The 20,402-nt window shown below is 40.9% G+C and carries 26 protein-coding genes; 25 read left to right on the plus strand and 1 reads right to left on the minus strand.

Annotation, left to right across the window (positions count from 1 at the left end; genetic code table 11):
- Positions 1–329 precede the first annotated feature (329 nt).
- From H5092_RS17755 to H5092_RS17770, 4 genes are all read left to right on the plus strand, one after another.
- On the plus strand, positions 330–824 hold the full coding sequence (locus H5092_RS17755; protein ID WP_182734356.1) for a hypothetical protein: 495 nt from the start codon (positions 330–332) through the stop codon (positions 822–824).
- Positions 825–919: 95 nt separating this feature from the next.
- The gene (locus tag H5092_RS17760; RefSeq protein WP_182734360.1) at positions 920–1,369 is read left to right on the plus strand and encodes a hypothetical protein; all 450 of its coding nucleotides are present in this window, start codon (positions 920–922) and stop codon (positions 1,367–1,369) included.
- A gap of 389 nt (positions 1,370–1,758) precedes the next feature.
- Positions 1,759–2,517, plus strand: a complete 759-nt coding sequence (locus tag H5092_RS17765) for a hypothetical protein (protein WP_182734363.1) — start codon at positions 1,759–1,761, stop codon at positions 2,515–2,517.
- Positions 2,518–2,804: 287 nt separating this feature from the next.
- Positions 2,805–3,605, plus strand: a complete 801-nt coding sequence (locus H5092_RS17770) for a hypothetical protein (RefSeq protein ID WP_182734367.1) — start codon at positions 2,805–2,807, stop codon at positions 3,603–3,605.
- A 249-nt stretch (positions 3,606–3,854) separates the two neighbouring features.
- On the opposite strand, the gene H5092_RS17775 is transcribed toward H5092_RS17770, so the two are convergent.
- Positions 3,855–4,061, minus strand: coding sequence for a hypothetical protein (locus H5092_RS17775; protein ID WP_182734370.1), 207 nt, complete (start codon positions 4,059–4,061; stop codon positions 3,855–3,857).
- Between the two features lie 516 nt (positions 4,062–4,577).
- On the opposite strand from H5092_RS17775, the gene H5092_RS17780 reads away from it, so the two are divergent.
- The 21 genes from H5092_RS17780 to H5092_RS17880 all read left to right on the plus strand — a co-directional run bounded on the left by H5092_RS17780 (position 4,578) and on the right by H5092_RS17880 (position 20,372).
- Positions 4,578–4,760 carry a hypothetical protein gene (locus tag H5092_RS17780; protein WP_182734372.1) on the plus strand — a complete coding sequence of 61 codons (183 nt, stop codon included), beginning with the start codon at positions 4,578–4,580 and terminating at the stop codon, positions 4,758–4,760.
- Positions 4,760–5,500 carry a hypothetical protein gene (locus H5092_RS17785; RefSeq protein WP_182734374.1) on the plus strand — a complete coding sequence of 247 codons (741 nt, stop codon included), beginning with the start codon at positions 4,760–4,762 and terminating at the stop codon, positions 5,498–5,500. Before H5092_RS17780 ends, H5092_RS17785 begins: the two co-directional genes overlap by 1 nt.
- Positions 5,501–5,508: 8 nt before the next feature.
- A complete protein-coding gene (locus tag H5092_RS17790) occupies positions 5,509–5,889 on the plus strand; it encodes a LexA family transcriptional regulator (protein WP_182734378.1) in 381 nt (126 codons plus the stop codon).
- 51 nt (positions 5,890–5,940) lie between these two features.
- A complete protein-coding gene (locus H5092_RS17795) occupies positions 5,941–6,225 on the plus strand; it encodes a hypothetical protein (protein WP_182734380.1) in 285 nt (94 codons plus the stop codon).
- Positions 6,226–6,365: 140 nt separating this feature from the next.
- On the plus strand, positions 6,366–6,917 hold the full coding sequence (locus H5092_RS17800) for a hypothetical protein (protein WP_182734382.1): 552 nt from the start codon (positions 6,366–6,368) through the stop codon (positions 6,915–6,917).
- 65 nt (positions 6,918–6,982) lie between these two features.
- A complete protein-coding gene (locus tag H5092_RS17805; protein ID WP_182734384.1) occupies positions 6,983–7,408 on the plus strand; it encodes a DUF5675 family protein in 426 nt (141 codons plus the stop codon).
- The gene (locus H5092_RS17810; protein ID WP_182734386.1) at positions 7,405–7,908 is read left to right on the plus strand and encodes a hypothetical protein; all 504 of its coding nucleotides are present in this window, start codon (positions 7,405–7,407) and stop codon (positions 7,906–7,908) included. The genes H5092_RS17805 and H5092_RS17810 overlap by 4 nt, the downstream gene beginning before the upstream one ends.
- Complete coding sequence (locus tag H5092_RS17815; protein ID WP_182734388.1) at positions 7,901–8,242, plus strand: phage holin family protein; 342 nt, start codon at positions 7,901–7,903, stop codon at positions 8,240–8,242. Before H5092_RS17810 ends, H5092_RS17815 begins: the two co-directional genes overlap by 8 nt.
- The gene (locus H5092_RS17820) at positions 8,242–8,955 is read left to right on the plus strand and encodes a hypothetical protein (protein WP_182734390.1); all 714 of its coding nucleotides are present in this window, start codon (positions 8,242–8,244) and stop codon (positions 8,953–8,955) included. Before H5092_RS17815 ends, H5092_RS17820 begins: the two co-directional genes overlap by 1 nt.
- Positions 8,955–10,688 (plus strand): terminase, encoded by a 1,734-nt coding sequence (locus tag H5092_RS17825; RefSeq protein ID WP_220492557.1) that lies wholly within the window; start codon positions 8,955–8,957, stop codon positions 10,686–10,688. The genes H5092_RS17820 and H5092_RS17825 overlap by 1 nt, the downstream gene beginning before the upstream one ends.
- A gap of 3 nt (positions 10,689–10,691) precedes the next feature.
- On the plus strand, positions 10,692–12,788 hold the full coding sequence (locus H5092_RS17830) for a portal protein (RefSeq protein WP_182734392.1): 2,097 nt from the start codon (positions 10,692–10,694) through the stop codon (positions 12,786–12,788).
- Between the two features lie 2 nt (positions 12,789–12,790).
- A complete protein-coding gene (locus H5092_RS20540; RefSeq protein ID WP_220492558.1) occupies positions 12,791–13,513 on the plus strand; it encodes a RyR domain-containing protein in 723 nt (240 codons plus the stop codon).
- 147 nt (positions 13,514–13,660) lie between these two features.
- Complete coding sequence (locus tag H5092_RS17840; protein WP_182734394.1) at positions 13,661–14,674, plus strand: hypothetical protein; 1,014 nt, start codon at positions 13,661–13,663, stop codon at positions 14,672–14,674.
- A gap of 9 nt (positions 14,675–14,683) precedes the next feature.
- Positions 14,684–15,898 (plus strand): N4-gp56 family major capsid protein, encoded by a 1,215-nt coding sequence (locus H5092_RS17845; protein WP_182734396.1) that lies wholly within the window; start codon positions 14,684–14,686, stop codon positions 15,896–15,898.
- A 57-nt stretch (positions 15,899–15,955) separates the two neighbouring features.
- On the plus strand, positions 15,956–16,336 hold the full coding sequence (locus H5092_RS17850) for a hypothetical protein (RefSeq protein ID WP_182734398.1): 381 nt from the start codon (positions 15,956–15,958) through the stop codon (positions 16,334–16,336).
- A gap of 65 nt (positions 16,337–16,401) precedes the next feature.
- A complete protein-coding gene (locus H5092_RS17855; protein WP_182734400.1) occupies positions 16,402–16,857 on the plus strand; it encodes a hypothetical protein in 456 nt (151 codons plus the stop codon).
- Positions 16,858–16,859: 2 nt separating this feature from the next.
- Positions 16,860–17,420 carry a hypothetical protein gene (locus H5092_RS17860; RefSeq protein WP_182734402.1) on the plus strand — a complete coding sequence of 187 codons (561 nt, stop codon included), beginning with the start codon at positions 16,860–16,862 and terminating at the stop codon, positions 17,418–17,420.
- On the plus strand, positions 17,420–18,073 hold the full coding sequence (locus tag H5092_RS17865) for a DUF6682 family protein (RefSeq protein ID WP_182734404.1): 654 nt from the start codon (positions 17,420–17,422) through the stop codon (positions 18,071–18,073). The genes H5092_RS17860 and H5092_RS17865 overlap by 1 nt, the downstream gene beginning before the upstream one ends.
- A gap of 1 nt (position 18,074) precedes the next feature.
- Positions 18,075–19,190, plus strand: a complete 1,116-nt coding sequence (locus H5092_RS17870) for a pyocin knob domain-containing protein (RefSeq protein ID WP_182734407.1) — start codon at positions 18,075–18,077, stop codon at positions 19,188–19,190.
- On the plus strand, positions 19,190–19,960 hold the full coding sequence (locus H5092_RS17875; protein WP_182734409.1) for a DUF4376 domain-containing protein: 771 nt from the start codon (positions 19,190–19,192) through the stop codon (positions 19,958–19,960). Before H5092_RS17870 ends, H5092_RS17875 begins: the two co-directional genes overlap by 1 nt.
- Position 19,961: 1 nt before the next feature.
- Positions 19,962–20,372 (plus strand): YiiX/YebB-like N1pC/P60 family cysteine hydrolase, encoded by a 411-nt coding sequence (locus tag H5092_RS17880; RefSeq protein ID WP_182734411.1) that lies wholly within the window; start codon positions 19,962–19,964, stop codon positions 20,370–20,372.
- The last annotated feature ends 30 nt before the right edge of the window (positions 20,373–20,402 follow it).

The following is a 20,402-nucleotide window of genomic DNA, read 5'->3' on the forward strand; positions in this document are numbered from 1 at the left end:
GCTCAAATCTGTTCTCATGTTTATGTGATGAATAAGTTTTGGTTTCATTATTTTTTTTGAAGATTACCCAGGCAGCTATGAGCGATAACTGGACACTGAAAAAGTTAAATTTATTCCTACATCTTTGAGTAGGATCCTAATTTTGTCAGATAACATTATTAAACGCCGTTTTGGGGCAAAATAACATGCTTAAGTCCTAGCTGTTTTGATTACTTGTTTACAAAGGTAATTGTTGATGAAATTATCAGGGTATGTAATATATGCCGTTTTGGTGTTTTATAAACCACCAAAGTAGTGCTCAATAAGCTGTTATAAACTCAGAGTATCATATGGAAAATGTTGTAGTCGCTTTACTAAGTTCTCTCTCAACAGTTAGTGCAACTGTAGTTGTCGCTTTTTTATTACGCTCGTGGATTGCTACAAGATTACGTTGGTCTGTGAAGCACGAATACGATAAAAAGATTCTTGAGGTTGAAAGCCAAAAAGAAATGAGGTTAAAGGGTGAAGTCGTTGCCGATCTACTTGCTGAGTGGATTAAAAAAAATGGAACACTCGATTACCATCAACTCAACAAACTAACCTTTCAAGCATTTTTATGGTTGCCTAGAGATCTCGCAGAGGATTTATCTAGCTGCCTTTCTCATAAACCTGGTGCAAAGGATGTTCGAAACATTATCATTGATATTAGAAAGCATCTACATGGCTGTGATGATGGGCTTAAATCAAAAGAGGTAATTGTTTTTCATGAGCCTGATATTAGGGAAACTACTAACTTTAGTACAGTTACAAGTGATGCTCAAGTAAAACCTAAGCCATTCAAGTAGCTTAAACGGGCCAAACAGCTGGCTGTGCTCGTACCTCGCTATTATAGCCAGCCATTTTTAGCCGCTTAGCAAAGCGTTAGGAGTCTTAGTACACTATGAATAATCTAGAGAAACATGCTTTAAGCTTGGGGAAGCTTTGGACAAACTTTAACTCTCTCGAGTTATTACTAAGGTTTTATATTGCAAAAAAACTGGGGGAACCTGATATAGGACTAGATGGGAAAGTGGGTGAAATATTGAACGTTAATCCCATAACAGACTATAGAACATTTAGACAGCTTACTAGTAAATATAACGAATTATCTGAAACTACACTTAATTTTGAACCAATTGAGAAGCTAAGAGATGCACTTGCACATGGTCGTATATTCACGAATGACGATACTCCAATGACAGTCGTAAAGTTTTCAAAGCCCAAAAGATCTCAGAGCGATAAAACTACTGTGGAATATAGGGAAGTATTGACCTTGAAGTTTTTATCAGAGAAGAATTCCTTTTTAAGAGACTTAATAAAACAAGTTGCCGATGCTATGCCCAACTCCTAACAAGGAACTTAAAGGCAATAAAATCAGTTGGTTATATTTCGTGCTTTAACATTTTAACCAACAGTTTTTTGCCCATTATTAGGGCGTTATAGGCCAGAGCAGTCAAATCTTGATTTCAGACATTATTCTCCTGACCGTCCTCAATTAGCACATTAGAGAAGATTTGCTGTGAGCAATAACTGACCATAAAGTGTCAATCATTAGCTAAGTAATATTAAGAGGAAGCCACCTCTTTTTTACGTGATGAAAACCACCCTAAGAATGGTATGCGTAGCTGGCAATAATTTACGTTATTTATTATCGACAGAGATCCACAAAATAAGAACACTTTCCCGTAAAACAAGGTTAGTGTTCCCTGATAAAGCTTAGGCTATGAGAGTATGAGATAAATGGTAAAGTGTTGGATCTGCCCAAATGAGGCTAACAGCAAAGAGCATATTATAAAAAAGTCTGATCTTATTCGGGTGTATGGTAAAGGCCCATATAAAGGCGATTTGGAAATAGTCCATGATAAAAATGGAGAACATAGACGTCTGCAGGGTCCAGACGCTAAGAGAATAAAATACGCACCTTCGCTATGCCATGAATGCAATACTGGTTTTACACAGCCATTTGACCGTGCTTATGACAAGTTTATTGATTATGTGTATCAAAATGAAAGTGACATTCTTCGTAAAAGATTTATCGATTTCACAGATGTGTACGGAGATGACTTTGAAGAAGGCTTGGTTTCGCTTTACCGGTATTTAGCTAAATCATTTGGGTGTCGTTTATATGACGCAGGACAAACGGTTCCCGATGATATAATAACCCTTCTTCGTCAGGCTCCTTTCAAAACTCGCTTGAGATTAACTTTAGCTGTAAATGAAGATATATTGCTTATGTCGCACGAAGATCGAAAGGGCTTTATAGGTAAAGGCGATTTGGGTTTATGGACTGATAGAGAAAACCCTTCAGTTTGCACTGGGTATACGTGGTCAGAGCATGTGTCATGGTTTTTATTTAACTATTGGTATATCCGGGAGCCTGATGGTTCGACGGGTTCAACATGGTATGCAAACTCAAGGTTTGTATATTTAGGAGCCATTTCGGTATTAAGTGAAAAAGAGCGAAATGAAATGATATCTAATGCTAATAAAAATATCTAACAAATGATATAAACGACTTTTAAAAAAGTTTGTTACCCCCTCGTACGTGGTATACATCATAACTAACAATTTTTGTCTGTTTTATTTGTGCATTGTGGTACTAAAGTCTCTTGTTGAAGAGTTGCGCATATATGACGTCTAAATACTTTGCCTAATGTGTTTAAAATGCTTAGTATTTATTTTAGGAACTTCTATAGGTCAATTTTGCCTTTTGCAGTTATTCTATAGCTTCGTTAGGTGCTTCTAGCAATCGATCATTTCAAACCTTTAAAATTATTAGATGTAATATGAATAATAGAGACGATTTCACACAAAAGACTAAAGATATATTAAGAGATAGAGCAGGAAATAGATGCTGTAATCCAGCATGTTTGGCACCAACATCTGCTCCAGGCAGTTCTCCTTATATGAAGCTCAATGGCGGAAGAGCCGCTCATATATATGCTGCAGCTCCAGGCGGGAAAAGATATAACACTGATATGACATCTGAGCGGCGCAAGGATATTAGTAATGGAATTTGGCTTTGTGAAAGATGCTCTTCAACGATTGATCAGGATGAAACTGCTCATACAGATGCTCTTCTATTTTCGTGGAAAAGCCAGTCTGAAAAAAAAGCAATGCAAGAATACAATAATCCACATTTACAAACCGGTACTTTTGACACGGAGAAAGAATTAATAAAGGCCAAATCATTCATAAATTATTTGTCCCCATTGTTTTTTGATCTAAATGAAAGCATTCGTAAATCCGGTAGGTATTACCCTGATAATTCGCGGGTAGTGCTTGGTCATGTAGGTTTGAGTTTTGGATCTGTTGGTTGGAATATTATGAATGAATTCTGGTCATTCAATCCATCAATAAAAGTGAGGCAAGATTATATTATTCAGCTTTGTCATTCATTAGATAAACTTTTGAGAGACGAAAGCTGGGAAATTATATACATTTCTGGAATAAGAGGAAATGGTCTCAAATATAAGCCAGAAATTTACTTTCTTACTGAGGATGATGAAATCTATCTAAATAGCGTTGTGCAGCTAGAGAATAATCTGTTAAGAGCTTTGAATGAGTTTAGAGATATCACTTACTAGCATTCAGAATGAATCCCAGGCAGCTACTATTTGAATTGAGCATATCCTTAGCCAAAGAATATGAAAGCAGGCTTGCTCTACTTAGTTGTTATTTTAGCTTACTGTTTAACTTAGGTTAGGCAAATGCTATCAACATCTAACTGGCTTATGCGCGACTGACAGATTTGATTGAATCCTACTAACCAAACCTGTCAGATAAAATTAAGACTTATTTATTTAAGCTTGTTATCAACAAAGTAGCTTGTGTAGCTATTTCGCTTGATTTCTCGCAATATTAGCCGCCTTTAATAGTAACTCTGCCGCGACCTCTAAAGTATCTGCTGTCATTTCAAAACAATTTAATTTATGACAGTCATTTGCAATTGCGATATTGGATAATGACAGCGATTTAATAATTAACTCATAGGCTTCTTCGCTAAAGTTGTTTTCAAAATCTATATTTTCTAATTTATTCATGGTTCACCATTTTGTTCAATGAACACACTTTAAGGTGTGACACCCTTCATTATGAAAGGCATCTCTTACTGTCATGCATAAAAATAGAGACGAAGATGGATACAGTGTATGGAATGTAAAAAAGCTGCTTTATAGTTGGCTTTCCATTTATAGGCCTGAGAGCAGCGGATAGTAAACAAGCATAAATAGGGCTTGTAGGCTTAGCATTTGAGAAATACTTTTTGAAGTGGTTTAGCAGGTAGCGATTAATAATCTCTTTACAGAGCGCATTAGACTTTTTACGCCTAACTTTTAAAGGCGATAAGAGTTCAATGTCCTCAAATGAAAAACTGAATGTCATAGCTATTATTAACTGCGAAATAGTAAACTTAACTTTAGACTAACTTTTTTTATGATGATGTCAATATAATTGGTTTATTAGAATAATTACCACTAAGTTTATGATATAAAAGAATGAAGAATATAATTTCTAGCGATTCGCTTGTACAGAATAGAGCATGAAATAAGGATATAACCATGCAAGACAAACTCACCAGTATAGAAGTTCTTCCCGTAGGGTGTGGCGAACATTGTCATTTTACACTGCGCATAGACACTAATTCAGAACATCTCGAAGCATATTTCAATAAAAATGACACAAAGGTAACGCTTGCTTATAAGCTTAGGGGTTTGGCTGATAAAATAGAGGGCGAAGAGTAGTGGAAAAGTTAGGTTCTTGGGTTAAATGTGTATCGTTTGTTTACGTATTGATTCTTTTTTTACTTCTATTTTTGTATGACGCTTTTGTTCCTACTGGTTCATGGGGGTCATTTAGTGATGTAGCCATTGCTGCTTTCACGTTTTTAATATCTTTAGCGACTTCTTTGCTATTCATTGCGGCTTGGTTTGCAGGTAAATCATGGAAGGTTGAAAGGGAGTTTGACCAAGCTTCAGAGGTTATTGGAAAATTTGTTCACTTGTACTCCCATTACTTAGATGCAAGGGATTTACAAGTTAAAACATTTATTTACCTAGATGAAATTAAAGATTCAAATTTAACAGAAGCTGAGTTATATGAAAAGCATAGTGGAAATAAGATTGAGTTAAATAAGGCTATTGATAAGCTAAGATCTCAACTAGCAGCTAAATCGAAAGCAATGGCAAGGGCAGAGCAAGATTATCAAAAGGTCATACTTACTATAGATGCTTTAGAAAAAGACATTTTAATTATAAGTATACATTTTGAAAGGTCCAAGGCTTTAATTTTGCAAGAAAAACTTCATGACCTAAGAAAAGTCACAGTCAACTTCCATGATAATTTTAATAAGAGGTTTGCAATTATATCCAAGTCACTTCTTGGCACAGAAAGAAGTTTACCTAAATTGATTGAACCTGAATCTTTTAAAAAATATGAACAGTTTGATGATTTTTTAGATGTTTTATTTAATAGAGATGATTAGAGGAAAGTATGGCTCTAATAATTAGTAACTTGAACAAGTTGAATAACTACACCGACTTACCTAGCGGCGTATCAGGCTTAATCGAAAAGAATAAAGATGCTACTTTTTACGGTATAGCTAGCGGCCGCTCAATGGAAGGTGTAGGTATATTTGATGGTGATGTGCTTTTGATTGATAGAAGCTTGAACGTTGAGCCTGGTGACGTAATAGTTGCTGTACTAAACGGTCAGTATGTTTGCAAAGTAGCAGACCTTAAAAACAATCAATTACTGTCTGCAAGTGATGAATACGAACCTTACGTACTCAAAGGTGGTGACGAATTCACTTTAGAAGGTGTTGTAGCCAGCTCTGTGCGCATGCATCGAGGAAGTATAAAAAATACTATTTAAGGTAAAGCTATGTTGTTTAAAGTAGAAGTTTGGAATGAGAATAGAGACAGTATGCAAACCGTGGAATTAGGGTTTGTGCTTTGTGGCTGGGGAATTGGTGGAACTGGATCTATATGGGACAACAAAGACGCTAGCCCTGATGGTGATGAGTTATTTAAAATGTTACGTAGTAACTTTTATACATACCTACCAGAGCAAGCTCCCGATGTTTTATTAAGTATATGGGAGTCTATTGATTTAGGGAAAATAGATTACGAAGAAGCGGAAGCACGTTTAGCTCAATTGTTTAATTGGATTAATCATTGTCATATATCAAAACCAAGGTGGGATGATTAACTTGCAACCCCCCCAATCCTGATATACTATTTCCCATATTGAAGAAATCCGCTTAGTTTATGACTGAGCGGATTTTTTTGTTTTTAGATCCCAACTTTACGTGTGAGCATGGTAACCTTCTTTTAAAACAAGGAGAGAAAATGCGTAAATTAGATGGTGTAATTTTAATTGGTTTGGCGCTGGTCTTTTTATCTGGCGCTATAATTGGCCAAGGCTTCAATGCTGAGGTAAAGCTTGGTGATTTCATAGCATTGATTGCGACATTAATTACATTTGGTTTTGCATGGAGCGGCTTAAATCATAATGAAAGGCTGTATACCAGCTCTATTAGGCCAATCTTAGACGCTCACCGCATTATAGATGTGGGAAAATGGGAATGTGAAATATTTATTGAAAACTTCGGTTCTGGCGCGGCACTAGATATAGACTTCACAGTAAAGAAAGACGGCAAAGCTATATCAAACCGTGATTTTCAAATTGGTATACAGAGGCTTTTCCAAGGTTCCATCTCTATAGATATTGGCTTTCCTAATGGTTTGACACCATCGGGAAGGAGACGGTTTTTAGGAGTGTGGGCAAGTAGCCAAGAAGAATTTATAGACATTATGGAGTTTATCGAAAGTTGCGAGATAACTTATCGATATAAAGATGTTCAAGGGAAGGAATTTAGCAACACATATTCCAAGCAATAATCACAAATAGAAAATACATGCCCGCACTAGCGGGCTTTTTTATGCGCGAAACAAAAAGGCCAGCCATGAAACTTTTACTTAAACGCCTTCCAACACCAAAGGATATTTTTGGCACGTTTGGTGAGTTATACGCAAAAGGCGAGTTTATTTGTTTTACTGTCGAACGTGAATGGAACAACAATAAGCCGTCTATTTCTTGCGTTTCTTGTGGAATCTATGAGCTAGTACCTCACGAAAGTCCAAAGCATGGAATGTGCTACGCGCTACAGCAACAAAGTTTAGGCGTAACTATCTACGGACCGTCATTACGCACACACATTCTTATTCATGTTGCAAACAAAGCAACCGAATTGGCAGGCTGCATTGCACCAGGAAAAGGCCTTGGCACTGTGGGCGATGAGTGGGCTGTTTTAAATAGTAGTGGCGCATTCAACGAGCTAATGATTTTGCTTGATGGTAAGCCTGCAACATTGGAGATAGTAAACGCATGAGCAATATATTAACTAAAGCCGTTGATTTTTTTAGTGGCGGCTTGGGCTCGTCAGTTGTTCAGGCCGTTAAGGATTATTATCCACCAAGCATGAGCGAACAGGAAAAGGCTGAATTAGATTTACGTATCAAAACATCGGTTGATGAAAATGCATTAAAAGTTCAAGAGTTAGTCATCCAGGAGCAAACGATTTTTAACAATCGTATTGCTGAACTGGAAGGAACTGCTAAAGATTTAAAAGCAGTGCCGTTACTTGGTCCCTTAATGCTTTTTTTACGCGGTTGTCAGCGCCCTATTTGGGGTTATGCAACTCTGTACATGGATTTTAAAGTTTTCAGTGGCAGTTGGGGGTCATTAAGCGAGCAGCAGGAAGGTGCTCTTTATATAATCAATTTACTTGTGCTTGGATTTTTGTTTGGTGAGAGAGCAATTAAAAACGTAACACCGCTTATAGAGCGCATGATAAAAGCCAAGACAGTTAAGGAAAAAGACAATGCCTAACGAAACAGGGCCAATATTAAAGGGTTTGATTGACTTGGGCCTTGGTTACGTTTGGTTTCTATTGCTTGCCATTTGGGGTGGTACAGTGAATTACATTAATCGTAGAAAAAGCGATAAATTACCTTTTAGCGTTGTTGAACTTATCGGTGAATGGGCTGTTAGCGGCTTTGCAGGGATAATTACAGTATTGATATGTCAGGAAATGGGCATGTCAGCCACTATTACAGCTGCTACTGCAGGTATATCAGGGCACATGGGTGGTAGGTCAATCTTTTTGCTAGAGCGCTATTTTCAACAGCGCATTGGCATCAAGGGCGGTAACGGTGACAAGTAGTGTCAAAATGGGACGATTTAAGCGAGCTATTTCTAAACGAGCATGAGCTAACCGGTATTGGACCACGTGACTTTTGCGAATCTAATGGGATTAACTACGCCACTGCTAGGCGTTACATAAAGCTACCTAAAGCTAATTTAAAAAACATACCAAAAGCTAAAGAGCGTAAAACTAAGGAAGGAAAGCAAAAGCCGGGTGTTAAGCCCGGCAGTAGAAATCTGCATTTAGTTAAGCATGGCGGATACACAAAGTATTTCAATAACGATATTAACGAACTCGTTGAAGCCACATCATTAGAGGATGAGCTAGACCTCTGTAGAGCACGCATTCATTTAGTAATGGATGCTATTCATGGTATTCAAAAGCTATTAGATGATCCCGACACTAATAACGAAGCAAGAACGCGGCTCTATGAGTCAATGTTTAAGGCTGAGAATGCACTTGATAGGAACGTTCAGCGCGTTGAGTCGATAATTAAAACGCTGTCTAGCCTTGAAACAGATACATTGGCACGCGGCAAGTTGATTGCTGAAACGTCACGCATTAAACAACAAACACAAGCGCTGGTTAACGCAACCAAGCGCGGCAAATATCAAGCAGAAATTTCAGAGCATGAAGCAGCAAAAGCACGCAAAGAAGCTGGCGGCACTAGTAAGCTTGATGATTTCATTGATAAACGTACAGGCGGTTTAGATACCGTGGTTAGCCAGTAATGCAACCCAAACTAGCTAAATACCCTAAAAGCACTTGGTTAACGCCTGAAGAACGCTTTGAACTAGACGAAGTTGAGCTATTAGAGCGTTGCGAGCCATACCTTGATTGTTGGTGGTGGCGAATAAACAACTTATACATCATTGCGGACGAGAAAGGCCGTGAGGTTTTATTTCGTTGTCGTATAGCGCAAACCGTGTTGTTTATGTCGATGTGGTTTTTAAACATCATCTTAAAAGCGCGTCAGTTGGGGTTTAGTACAGCAATACAGGTTTTTATCCTGGACCATGCCATGTTTAACGACAATAGGCAGTGCGGGGTAATTGCCCAGGGCAAGGACGAAGCAGGGGCAATATTTTCCTCAAAGATACTGTATCCCTATGAGCGGTTACCAAGCTGGCTTAAAACCGGCAAACGCTCAGTTAAAAGTAAAACCGGCACCGGCATTAAGTTTAATAATGACTCATGGATACGAGTTGCGGTTTCTTTCCGTTCAGGAACCCTGCAGGTTTTGCACGTATCTGAGTACGGCAAGATATGCGCTAACTACCCATTACGAGCAGACGAGGTTCAGTCGGGCTCACTGAATGCGGTACATGAAGGCTCTTATATTTTTATAGAGTCAACAGCAGAAGGCGCAAGCGGTAACTTCTTTGATATGTCAGTCGATGCGATGGAGCTTTTAGCGTCAGGCTTAATGCTTGGCCCGCAAGACTTTAAATTTCATTTTTACCCTTGGTTTGATGATCCTAAGTATGTAGCAGCTGTGCCGCCGGGTGGCTTAAAGCTATCAAAGGAAAAGGCTAAATACTTTAAAGCAGTTGAAAAAGCTAACGGCGCAATACTCACAGACGAGCAAATTAGCTGGTACATAGGCAAGGAGCGCAACCAAAAAGGCAAGATGAAGCAGGAATATCCATCTACACCGATGGAAGCATTCTTAACGTCAGGCCGTAAAGTGTTTGATAGTGATGATTTAATGCGTGCCGAAGGGCGATGCGTTAAGCCGTTACTTGTTTATGATCTTGAGCCATACACCGGCAAGCGCAAAAAAATGAATGGCAAAGTTGATTTAAGCGCTAAAGGTGGCGATAAGCTGGCTCAATCAACACTTGGTTTCTTTCTTGTGTGGGAATTACCAGACGAGAACGAAGATTATGCGATCGGTGCCGATGTTGCCGAAGGATTGGAACACGGCGATCGCAGCTCATTAGACGTTGTTGCCAGATCGGACGGGCGACAGGTAGCACATTGGTTCGGTCATATAGACCCTAAGCGGTTTGCACACATAAACAAGCATATCGGACTTATGTATAACAAGGCCTATATCGGCGTTGAGCGAAACAATCACGGTCATGCAACACTTCAAGAGCTTGTTGAGATTTACCCAACTAGCCGGATTTACACGGAAGAACACATTGATCGTGAAGATACGGACGAAGAAACACGCAAGGTAGGCTGGCATACAAGTGCACAGTCAAAGCCCATTTTAACGAGTGGCCTAGACGAGCTCCTTACTCACGATAAAGACGGCATTGTTTGGCGTGGCACAGTTAACGAGCTCAATACGTTCGTTTACGATAAAAAAGGTCGAATGGGCGCGCAACCAGGCGGCTTTGACGACCAAGTAATGAGCTATGCAATTGCACAAGAAATGCGAGTCAGAATGCCTAAGCGACTAATTAAAGATAATACACCTGCACCACATAACCCTAATCATTGGATGGCACGATAACAAATGGCTGATCACGTAAAATCAAATAAAGACGGCTTTACGCTAGATAAGCTGTTAACGCTACTAGGCGATATAGATAGTCAACCGGATTGGCGCACACCAGCAACTAAGGCTTGCGCTTATTATGATGGCGATCAATTGTCTGAGGATATAAGAGCGGTACTTAGACGCAGAGGTCAACCAGAAATAGTGCACAACATGATTGGGCCTACTATTGATGGCGTACTTGGTTTAGAAGCTCGCTCACGCTCTGATTTAATGATTGTGGCCGATGATGAAAACGGCGAAGAACTAGCAAAAGGCCTAAATGAGAAGTTTAAGGACGCTTGGCGTTTATCTCATGCTGATCGTGCTTGTTCAGATGCGTATGCTAGTCAATTAAAAGCCGGCATTGGCTGGGTAGAAGTCACAAAAAACCCCATTCCTTTTGCCGCACCTTATCGTGTTAAGTTTATTCACCGCCGCGAAGTGTGGTGGGATTGGAACGCACAAGAAGCAGATCGCAGCGATGCACGTTGGATGCTACGTAAAAAATGGATGGATCTGGACGAAGCGCTTGCAACTTTCCCTGATCACAAAGAGATTTTAAAAAACTCAGTTAATTTGTGGGAAGATTTTTACAACACAGTTGATAAAGAGCATGTAGAAGAACACGCGTTACATTCAGCATGGCACGACAGTCAAAGTTGGACACGCGGACAAAGCGAGTGGCTAGACCAAACTCGTAACCGCGTATTACTGCAGGTTATCTACTACAAAGTATGGAAGCGTGCACACGTTATTAAAATGAGTGACGGGCGCATTATTGAATACGATAAAACGAATCAAATACACCAAGCGGCAGTGCAAAGCGGTAAAGTACAACTAGAATACGCCTCTTTCCCTAACGTTCGTGAAGCGTGGTTTGTTGGTCCTCATCGCATTATCGACAGACCTAGTGAAGCACCGGGCGGCATGTATAACTTAGTGCCTTTCATTGGTTACCAAAAAGATGCAAGCGGTGAACCTTACGGCCTTATTAGTCGAATGGTGCCAGCGCAAGACGGTATTAATGCGCGTATTATACGCCTTAACTACTTACTGCAAGCACGTAGAATTGTTGCCGATGAAGATGCGACACAATTAAGTAATGACAGATTAAAAGAAGAAGTTGAAAAGCCGGACGGTTATATACCATTAAACCCGGAGCGTAAAAATAAACTAAAAGCCTCTGACGCGTTAAGCATTCAAAACGATGTAGGCATAGCAGCGCAGCAATTTAACCTCATGCAAAACGATATGAAGTTAATTCAGGATACAGCCGGCGTTTATAATTCCATGTTAGGGCAAGACAGTAACGCGACAAGCGGTGTTGCTATTTCAAACTTGGTTGAGCAAGGCACAACAACACTTGCTGAATTAAATGATAACTTTCATTTCTCACGTAACAGAGTGGGTGATCTTCTTCTTGCTTACATTATCGAAGCGTTAAAGCCTCAAAACAACATACCGGTAACCGTTAACCGTAATGACAAGGCCAAGCGCAAGCAAATTGTACTTAATCAGCCAAACGAAGAAGGCAAGCGCAATAACGATGTTGCACGATGGAAAGGCCACTTAGCATTAGCACCGGTTAAAGCTACGCCAACGTATCGCCAACAACAAGCAACGCTATTAAGCAATGTAATGGCGCAAATACCGCCAGAAGCACAAGCAGCGACAATGCCTATGTTCGTTGAACTAATGGACCTACCGAATAAAGAGGAATTTTTAGCTACTCTACGCCAGGCGTTAAACATTCCTAAACCTCAAGAAGATATGAGCGAAGAAGAACTTGCACAAGCAAAAGCCCAAGCTGAAAAAGCACAGGCAATGGAACAGCTACAAATGCAAGAAATTCAAGGCAATCTTGAAAAGCTAACTCTTGAGCGAGAACAGCTAAAAGTAAAAATTATTGAATTACAGAAGAAAACTGAAACAGAAGAAGTTAAAGACGACAAGTTGATAGCTGAAACTGAAAAGATTTTAAGTGAAGTACGCAGAAGCAATGCTGAAATAGCGGCAATGAAATCAAACGTACAAGCAAACATTCAACAGCAACTAGACGCAATACAGGTGTAGCAATGAGCGAAACAAAAGAAGTTATTAACGTATTGCTTTGTGGTGATGATGGCGCAACAGTCCACATACGCGAAGTAATGGCCGAGTACCAGTGCTTTAAAGTGGTTCAAGCCGCTGAGATTAAATCGGTAGCTACAGTGGACGGACAACTTGATCTTTCCTTAATTATTGGCATACCTGGAACTGACATTGATTTACCTTACCTTGCTAGCCAGGCGCTAATAGCACGCTACACACCAGTAGCCGGCGATTATATTGTGCTGTATGAAAATGACTATGTATCAATAAGCCCTAAGCAAGTATTTGAAGAAGGCTATAACAAAATTGAATTTGCTGATGTAGGTGGTGATAACGAACTTGGTATACCGCAAGAGCATATGGGCCAAGTTAAAGCCATTGCTAAAATGTGTCACGAAGTTAACCGCGCATACTGCGCAGCACTGCGAGAAGATCAGCCAAGTTGGGAAATGGCACCACAATGGCAAATTGATTCAGCCATCAAGGGCGTAGCATTCCATATTTTGAACCCTGATGCGCCGGCAAGCGCTTCTCACGATAGCTGGATGACTGAAAAAGTGGTTGCTGGTTGGAAGTATGGCAAGGTGAAAGATGCAAAGAAAAAAGAGCATCCATGCATGGTGCCATTCCATCACCTACCAGCAGAGCAACAAGCTAAAGACCATATTTTTAGCGCTATTGTCAAACAAGCCATTCACGCAGGCTAAATAAAAAAAACACGTACTACGCAGAAATGAAGCCGCTTTGAGAAATCAAGGCGGCTTTTTTGTGCGATGCACAAATTCGCAAGGGCAGCGATACGCCTAAATTTTAATTTTCGTAACCATACGTTAAATGGTCGATGGGGTAATAAAGTGGACGAACTAGACGAGATATTAGCAAACGGCACTGACGAAGAAATTGAGGCGGCACTAGCTGGTCTTGATATTGATGGTGATACGTTGTTTGGTGGCGAAGATGGCGAAAAAGAGCCTGTAGTAGAAATCAAACAAGAAACACCAGCGGCAGAGCCAAAGCAGGAAACAAGCGAAACACCAGCTAAAACAGACGTAGAAGGGGAGTCGTCAACCAAAGAAGGTGAAGCACCAGAAGGTTTTGTTGAAATTGACGGTAAGTATTACGTAGAAGCAACGGATATAAGCAGCAAGAACGGTCAGCACAGTTTACCGTATGACGTACTTGTGCAAACGCGAGAGCGCGCAGCAGCAGCCGAAGCCGAACGCGAAAGACTAGCCACCGAAAAAGCAGAACTTGAAAGCCAGTTTGCAGAGTCTAAACGTGTAGCCGAGCTACATAGCAGCCAACTTAAAGAGGCTGGAATAGATCCGCGCAAACTACCAGGTGAAATGCTTAAAGATCCTGAGCTAATGGAACGCATAAAGGACGAATACCCAGAGCTAGGCGAATTAGTTAGTGAACTTGCTAACCAAATTCAGCAATACGGCACCAAAAACCAGCCAGTACCACAGCAACCTACTTCACAAAATGAAGTGCAAGACGCGTTTTCTAATTCACAGCACTTAAAACAGTGGATGGAAAGTGACGTTGATAAGTGGGATATGGCAAAGGTTATTGATGACAAGCTCGCAAAAGACCCATCGTTTGCAAACAAATCTGTAGCAGAGCGATTTAAAGAAGTTGAAAAGCGCGTAAAAAGCGCCTTTGGTGAACAGCACAAGCCTAAGCCAAGCAACGCAAACTCTGCACCAATCCCAAATACCCCCACTGACGTAGGCACACAAGCCAGCGATCTGAGCGCTAACGCAAACTTACTGGGCAAAGATGCTGCGACTATCACAGCAGAAATGGAAGGTATGACCGAAGCGCAAATTGAAGCGATGCTTGAAAGCGCGTCAGATTTTCTCTAGGAAATTAAAATGAGCACAATTACAAAAGCACAAGCGGCAAAAGCGTTTGGCGCTGCCCTGTTTACACATACACGCCGTCAAAATACGTTCGTGAACATGTTAACCGGCTCTGCACCAAAAGCGGCTAAAGCTGATATGGCCCACGGCAAAAAGCAAACTGAAAAGGGCGCGCCAGTGGTTATGATCAACGACTTGCAAAGCCAAGCCGGTGATTCGGTTGAAATGGATTTATTCCACAACCTAAGCGGTTTACCAACAATGGGCGATAAAAAACTGGAAGGCCGTGGCGAAAGCTTGAGCAAAACAGTATTTGAATTGCGTATTGATCAAGGTCGTAAGATGGTTGATAGCGGCGGTAAAATGTCGCAAAAGCGTACTAAGCACAACTTGCTTAGCACAGCTAAAACGTTGCTAGGTAACTACTACAACGATCTTAAAGATGAAGTTGCTATGTATCACCTGGCCGGTGCGCGCGGTTCATTTGCTCCTGATGACATCATCATTCCACTTGAAAACCATGAAGAATTTAAAGAAATTATGGTTAACGATGTGATGGCTCCAACGTATGACCGTCACCAGTTTGGTGGTGATGCGACTAGCTTTGAAACGATTGATGCTGCGGATATTATGACGCTTGAAAAGCTGGACGACTTAGCGCTTATTTTGGAAGAGCAAGCTAATCCAATGAAGCACATTAGCTTTGAAGCTGACCAAATGGCTAACGAGTCGCCGTTCTTCTTGTTATTCGTTAGTCCGCGCCAATGGCGTGACCTTTATGCTTCTGCGACTGATAAAAAGTTACAAGAGCTTCAATCTCGCGCAATGAAACGCGGCCAAGGCTTTAATCATCCTGTATTCAAAGGCGATGTGATCATGTGGCGTAATATTCTTGTGCGTCAATACCGCAAACCTGTACGTTTCTATGCAGGTGATCAAGTGACTGTATCGAACAACGATAAGTTAGCGACAACTAAAATTGTTGAAGCGGGTACAACTATCGAACGTGCAATCCTTCTTGGTGGTCAAGCGCTTGCGAATGCTTACGGTAAGTCTGATTCAGGCTCGCACTTCTCTATGACTACAGAGAAAACCGACCACGGCAACGCGAACGAAACAGCTATCGTATGGATGAATGGTTGTAAGAAAGTACGCTTCTCTGACAAAACAGGTCGCGTAAACGATTACGGCACGATGGTAATTGATACGGCTGTATCTCTACAGTAAGCCTTTATGCCGGAGTAATCCGGCTTTCACTTTAATTTTTAGTAATTGGATAAAATTATGAAAGAAACATTTTATAAAGGTGCCGCCGGTAACCTATCGCTACACGTAGTAACTGTTTCACTTACTGCTTTAGCAGTTGATGCTACAGCTATTGCCTCAGAAAGCTTGCCTATTGGCACTCAAGTCACTGGCGTTCGTATTATTAACGAAGCGCTAGGCACTGGTACTGAGCTAACAGTTCAGGTTGCTGATCATTCAGGTGGTGTAAAGGACTTAGCCGCTTTTAATACTGCTAGCGCTGGTAATGCAGGCGAATTTATAAAGCCTGTTTATATTGGTGATGAAGGTCCAAGCGACTTAGTTGTTAAAAATACGGGTTCTTCTGCGGCAACCGGCGAAGCTGTACTTCAACTAGAGTACCGCTACAAAGGTTACTAAGCCTTTTCGATACACGTTTAAATCAAGCCTCGCTAATTGCGGGGCTTTTTTATTGGGGAATATCCATGAGCAATACAACAAATATCGTTTATATCGGTAAGAAGCCTTTTAAAAAAGACACCGTATGTAATACCCGTACTATTTTCAAGCAAGGCGAGCCAACGGCCGTACCTTCTGAGCTTGTTCAGCGTTTTTTAGACTTTAACGAAGTTTGGGTTGCTGAAAAAGATGCTAAAGCCTATGTAGAGCGCCAAAAGCTCTTAGCAGAACAGGCCGAAAAAGAACGCATTGCACGCGAAGAAGCTGAAAAGCAAGAAGCGCTTGATGCAAGCATGTTAATCATCGTTGATGGCGAAGAAATCGACTTAGGTAAGTACAGCTCAAATCAACTTAGTACATTCGTTGAAGCGCACGACTTAACTATTGAAGGTGCTAAAAAGCCAGTACCAGCATACTGCAAAAAAGTACGTGATGCGTTCCGCGCTTCTGTTGCTGACGAAGATACAGACCAGGGCGAATAATCATGGCGCAATTATCTAGCTTGATCCCGTTAGTTCGCGAACGCTGCGGGGGCGTTCTTGACCAAATGGCGAAAGACCAGCTAGGTCGCGCCTATCAAAAATTTTGTTATGAGTCTCGTTTTTTAGCTCGCACTCAAGAAATTGAGAAAGGGCAAAGCGGGGAACTTAACATTGATGATAATCACGTATTTGTGAGTGTTGATTTTATTTTAGATGGTAATGGTAGCGAGCTAAAAAGCTCAGATGACTACTTGGTATCGTCAAATGGCACAGTAACCGTGATCAACACGACACCTAAAGTACGTGTGTTTTACCATATCGCCCCGCAATTCATGCTACCTAATGACTTTGATGCTGATAATACCATCGTTAATCGGTGGGCAGATGCTATTGCAGATGGTGCCGCGTCAACGTTGTTGATGATGCCTAATACTGCATGGACTGATCTGGCAAAGTCTGATTACTTTAAACGCCGTTTTACCGATGGCTACCGCGATGCTTTTCAAGTTGCTATCGAGGCACTAGACGAGCAAAGACCTACACAACAAAGAGTGTTTTACTAATGGCTATTGTTTCCTCAAATGAAATTTTAATGCGGGTTAATAAGCTCCTTAACGATCCTAACTTTACACGTTGGACCAAAGAAGAATTGCTTAATTATCTAAATGACGCGCAGCGTGCAATTGTATTGCGCCGTCCTGACTCTTTCACTGTAGACACCGATGATTTTGCGTGTGTAGAAGGTACTAAGCAGTTTTTGCCGGTTGACGCATTAAAACTTATTGATGTGACTCGCAATGAGTCGGGGCGTGCAATACGCGGGCCATACAATCGCCAAGTTTTAGATGATAACTACGACACATGGTATGCGGGTAAAGAAGCAAGCGAAGTTGAGTTGTATATCTATGACGAGCGCAACCCCAAAACGTTTTATGTTTACCCAGGCGTTATAGAAAACGTAAAGCTAACGCTTGTTTATTCAAAAGCGCCACCGGCTATTAGCTTGGCAGATAATGAAGCGGGCGAAGTCATTGCATTAGATGATATTTACGTTAACGCGATCATTGAATGGATTTTATACCGCTCATACATGAAAGATGCTGAATATGCGGCCAATCCGAATAAGAGCCAAATGCACATGAACGCATTTAAAAGTCAGCTAGGCGAGAAAAGCCAAGCAGACGTTGCAATGATGGCGCAAGAGAAGGGGCAGTAACATGGCAGCAAGCGCAGGCGCGTGGTATCGCGTAGGAACAGTAAATGTAACAAATGGTAGCGCAGCTATTGTAGGTGTTGGCAGTAATTGGCAAAACGATGTAATTGCAATCGCTATTGGTGATGCGTTCACCATCGACGCAAAGACCTGGTATGAGGTTATATCTGTAAATGACGATACGAGCATTACACTAGATCGTGGCTTTGAAGGCGCAACAGCAAGCGATGTTGAATATGCAATCCTAAGAAATACTTCGGGAACCATACTTACACGCATAGCCGGCCAAATAGCCGTACAGTTTAACCAAAAGCAATTGTTTTTAGATGAATTGCGTAACTGGCTAACCTCAGAAGATGAAACAGCAACGCTTACTGATAGTCATGGAATTGCTCACGTTGTTAAGACGGTTAATAAAATACAAGAGTTAACAGGAACCGCAGCAACAAGGGATGTGACAACAAGCAATACAGATACAACAACAGGAAGGTTGCTTAAGGTTGGAGATTTCGGAATATCTGGTAAAGAAGCTCCCCCTTTTTCCAATACTTTAAACTATGATTCAAATGAAGTTTACTCTGGTATCCACAGGATAACTAGTTCATCCCCAATTACACTACCTGCGGGGGTTTCTTCTTTCGGAGTTCTAGAAGTATCTAGGTATGGATCACCTGATATGATCCAAGTTTATACAGCTATAACACAGGATAAGATGCTCTTCAGAAGGATCCAAGGGGAGGTGGTTAGCGATTGGCAGGAAATCTACCACAGCGGCAACACTAATTTCACTACTTTAAAAGGTGAAAATGTTGGGGATCAATTGGGTCAAATTGCCTACAGAAATACAACCACACTTTATATGGTTAAAGACATATCAGGTTATAGATTCCCCCCATCTTCAATAACATGTACAGGGACTTTTAAAATTGTCAATCAAAATGGTGTTGACATTATAACAGGGATATCAACCTCCGATTTATCTATGGAGAGTTTAACCTCAAGTAAGAGGTTAAAAGTAAGAATCAGCAATGTCGATCCTACGCTTCTTACTTTCGGCGGGGATATAACTTACGAACTAGCTGCTGAAACCGCAGGCGCTACAATAGAGGTAAACCCATAATGCTAAAATTTATAAACGACAACGATTTTTTGCTAGTCGATAAATATAAGCAAAACGATGACGGATCAGTTAGTTGGATTTATAACGATGGCAATGCAACCCACAGTGGTTTTTTGCGTGAGGGTATGGCCTCAACAATTCAAGTACCCGATGGCACAGAGCAAGTAAAGGTAGGTACTAAGCAAGTGCAGGTTGGCACTGAAAGCGTAAAGGTTGGTGAAACGCCTGTACTTGATGAAGAAGGAAATCAAGTGTTAGGCGAGGGTGACGAACCTCTATTTGAAGATGTTATTGAGAACCATCCTATTTTTGAAGAGCAAGACGTTTTTGAAGAACAGCAAAAGTACAAAGATGAAATAGTCGATATATGGGCCAAGCTCAAAGATCAGGTAGAGAAAGGCGCTATAACGATAGACGCGGGCCATTTGCTTTTAGAGCAAAAGCAGAGCGCTAAAGAAAGAATTAACGCCACTCGCGATGCGTTGAATGACGCAGATATTGGGTACAACGGTTATACATTCCAAGCGGGTGCGCAATCGCGTGAGGATATTATGGGCGCATTGGTTACAGGTAGCGACACCATTTGGCTTACTCGCGACAACCAAGAAATTGAAATGACCGCAGAAGATATGCGCGGCCTTGGTCTAGCTATCGCGAACCGTAAAAAGTTTTTAGTCTATAAAGCACGCCACTTTAAAGATACGCTTGACGAGTTAAACGATGAAACCGAAATAAAGAATTTTATCGATAGCTTAGATTGGAGTGCTTAACATGCGAGTGATTTTTTGCACTAACAACTTGCCGCTTAGCTTGCTGATAAAGTTGGTTACATGGTCACAGTGGCATCATTGCGGTGTCATTGTGAAAGAACAGGGCATTGACTACGTTATACATGCAAAAGCGTTTAAGGGCGTTATTAAGGAGCCGCTTAAAAAATTCAAGCTCGACTACCCTGATCACGAAATACGCGTGATGAATGGAAACTCTACAGATGCGAATGAGCTTTTAGGTCAAAAATATGATTTTGGCGGTGCTATTGGCCATTACTTTAGTGCTTGGAATGATCCGCATAAGTGGTTTTGCTCTGAGCTGGTAGCGTATTGTCTTGATTACGTAAACCTAGACTTTGTAGGGCGCTTTACACCTCAGCGCTGTTACGCCATGAGTCTACCCATAGAATAAGTTTTAAACCTTCCTCAAAAAACACTTACA

The organism is Pseudoalteromonas sp. SR41-7, assembly GCF_014163935.1.
Taxonomy (GTDB): domain Bacteria; phylum Pseudomonadota; class Gammaproteobacteria; order Enterobacterales; family Alteromonadaceae; genus Pseudoalteromonas; species Pseudoalteromonas distincta.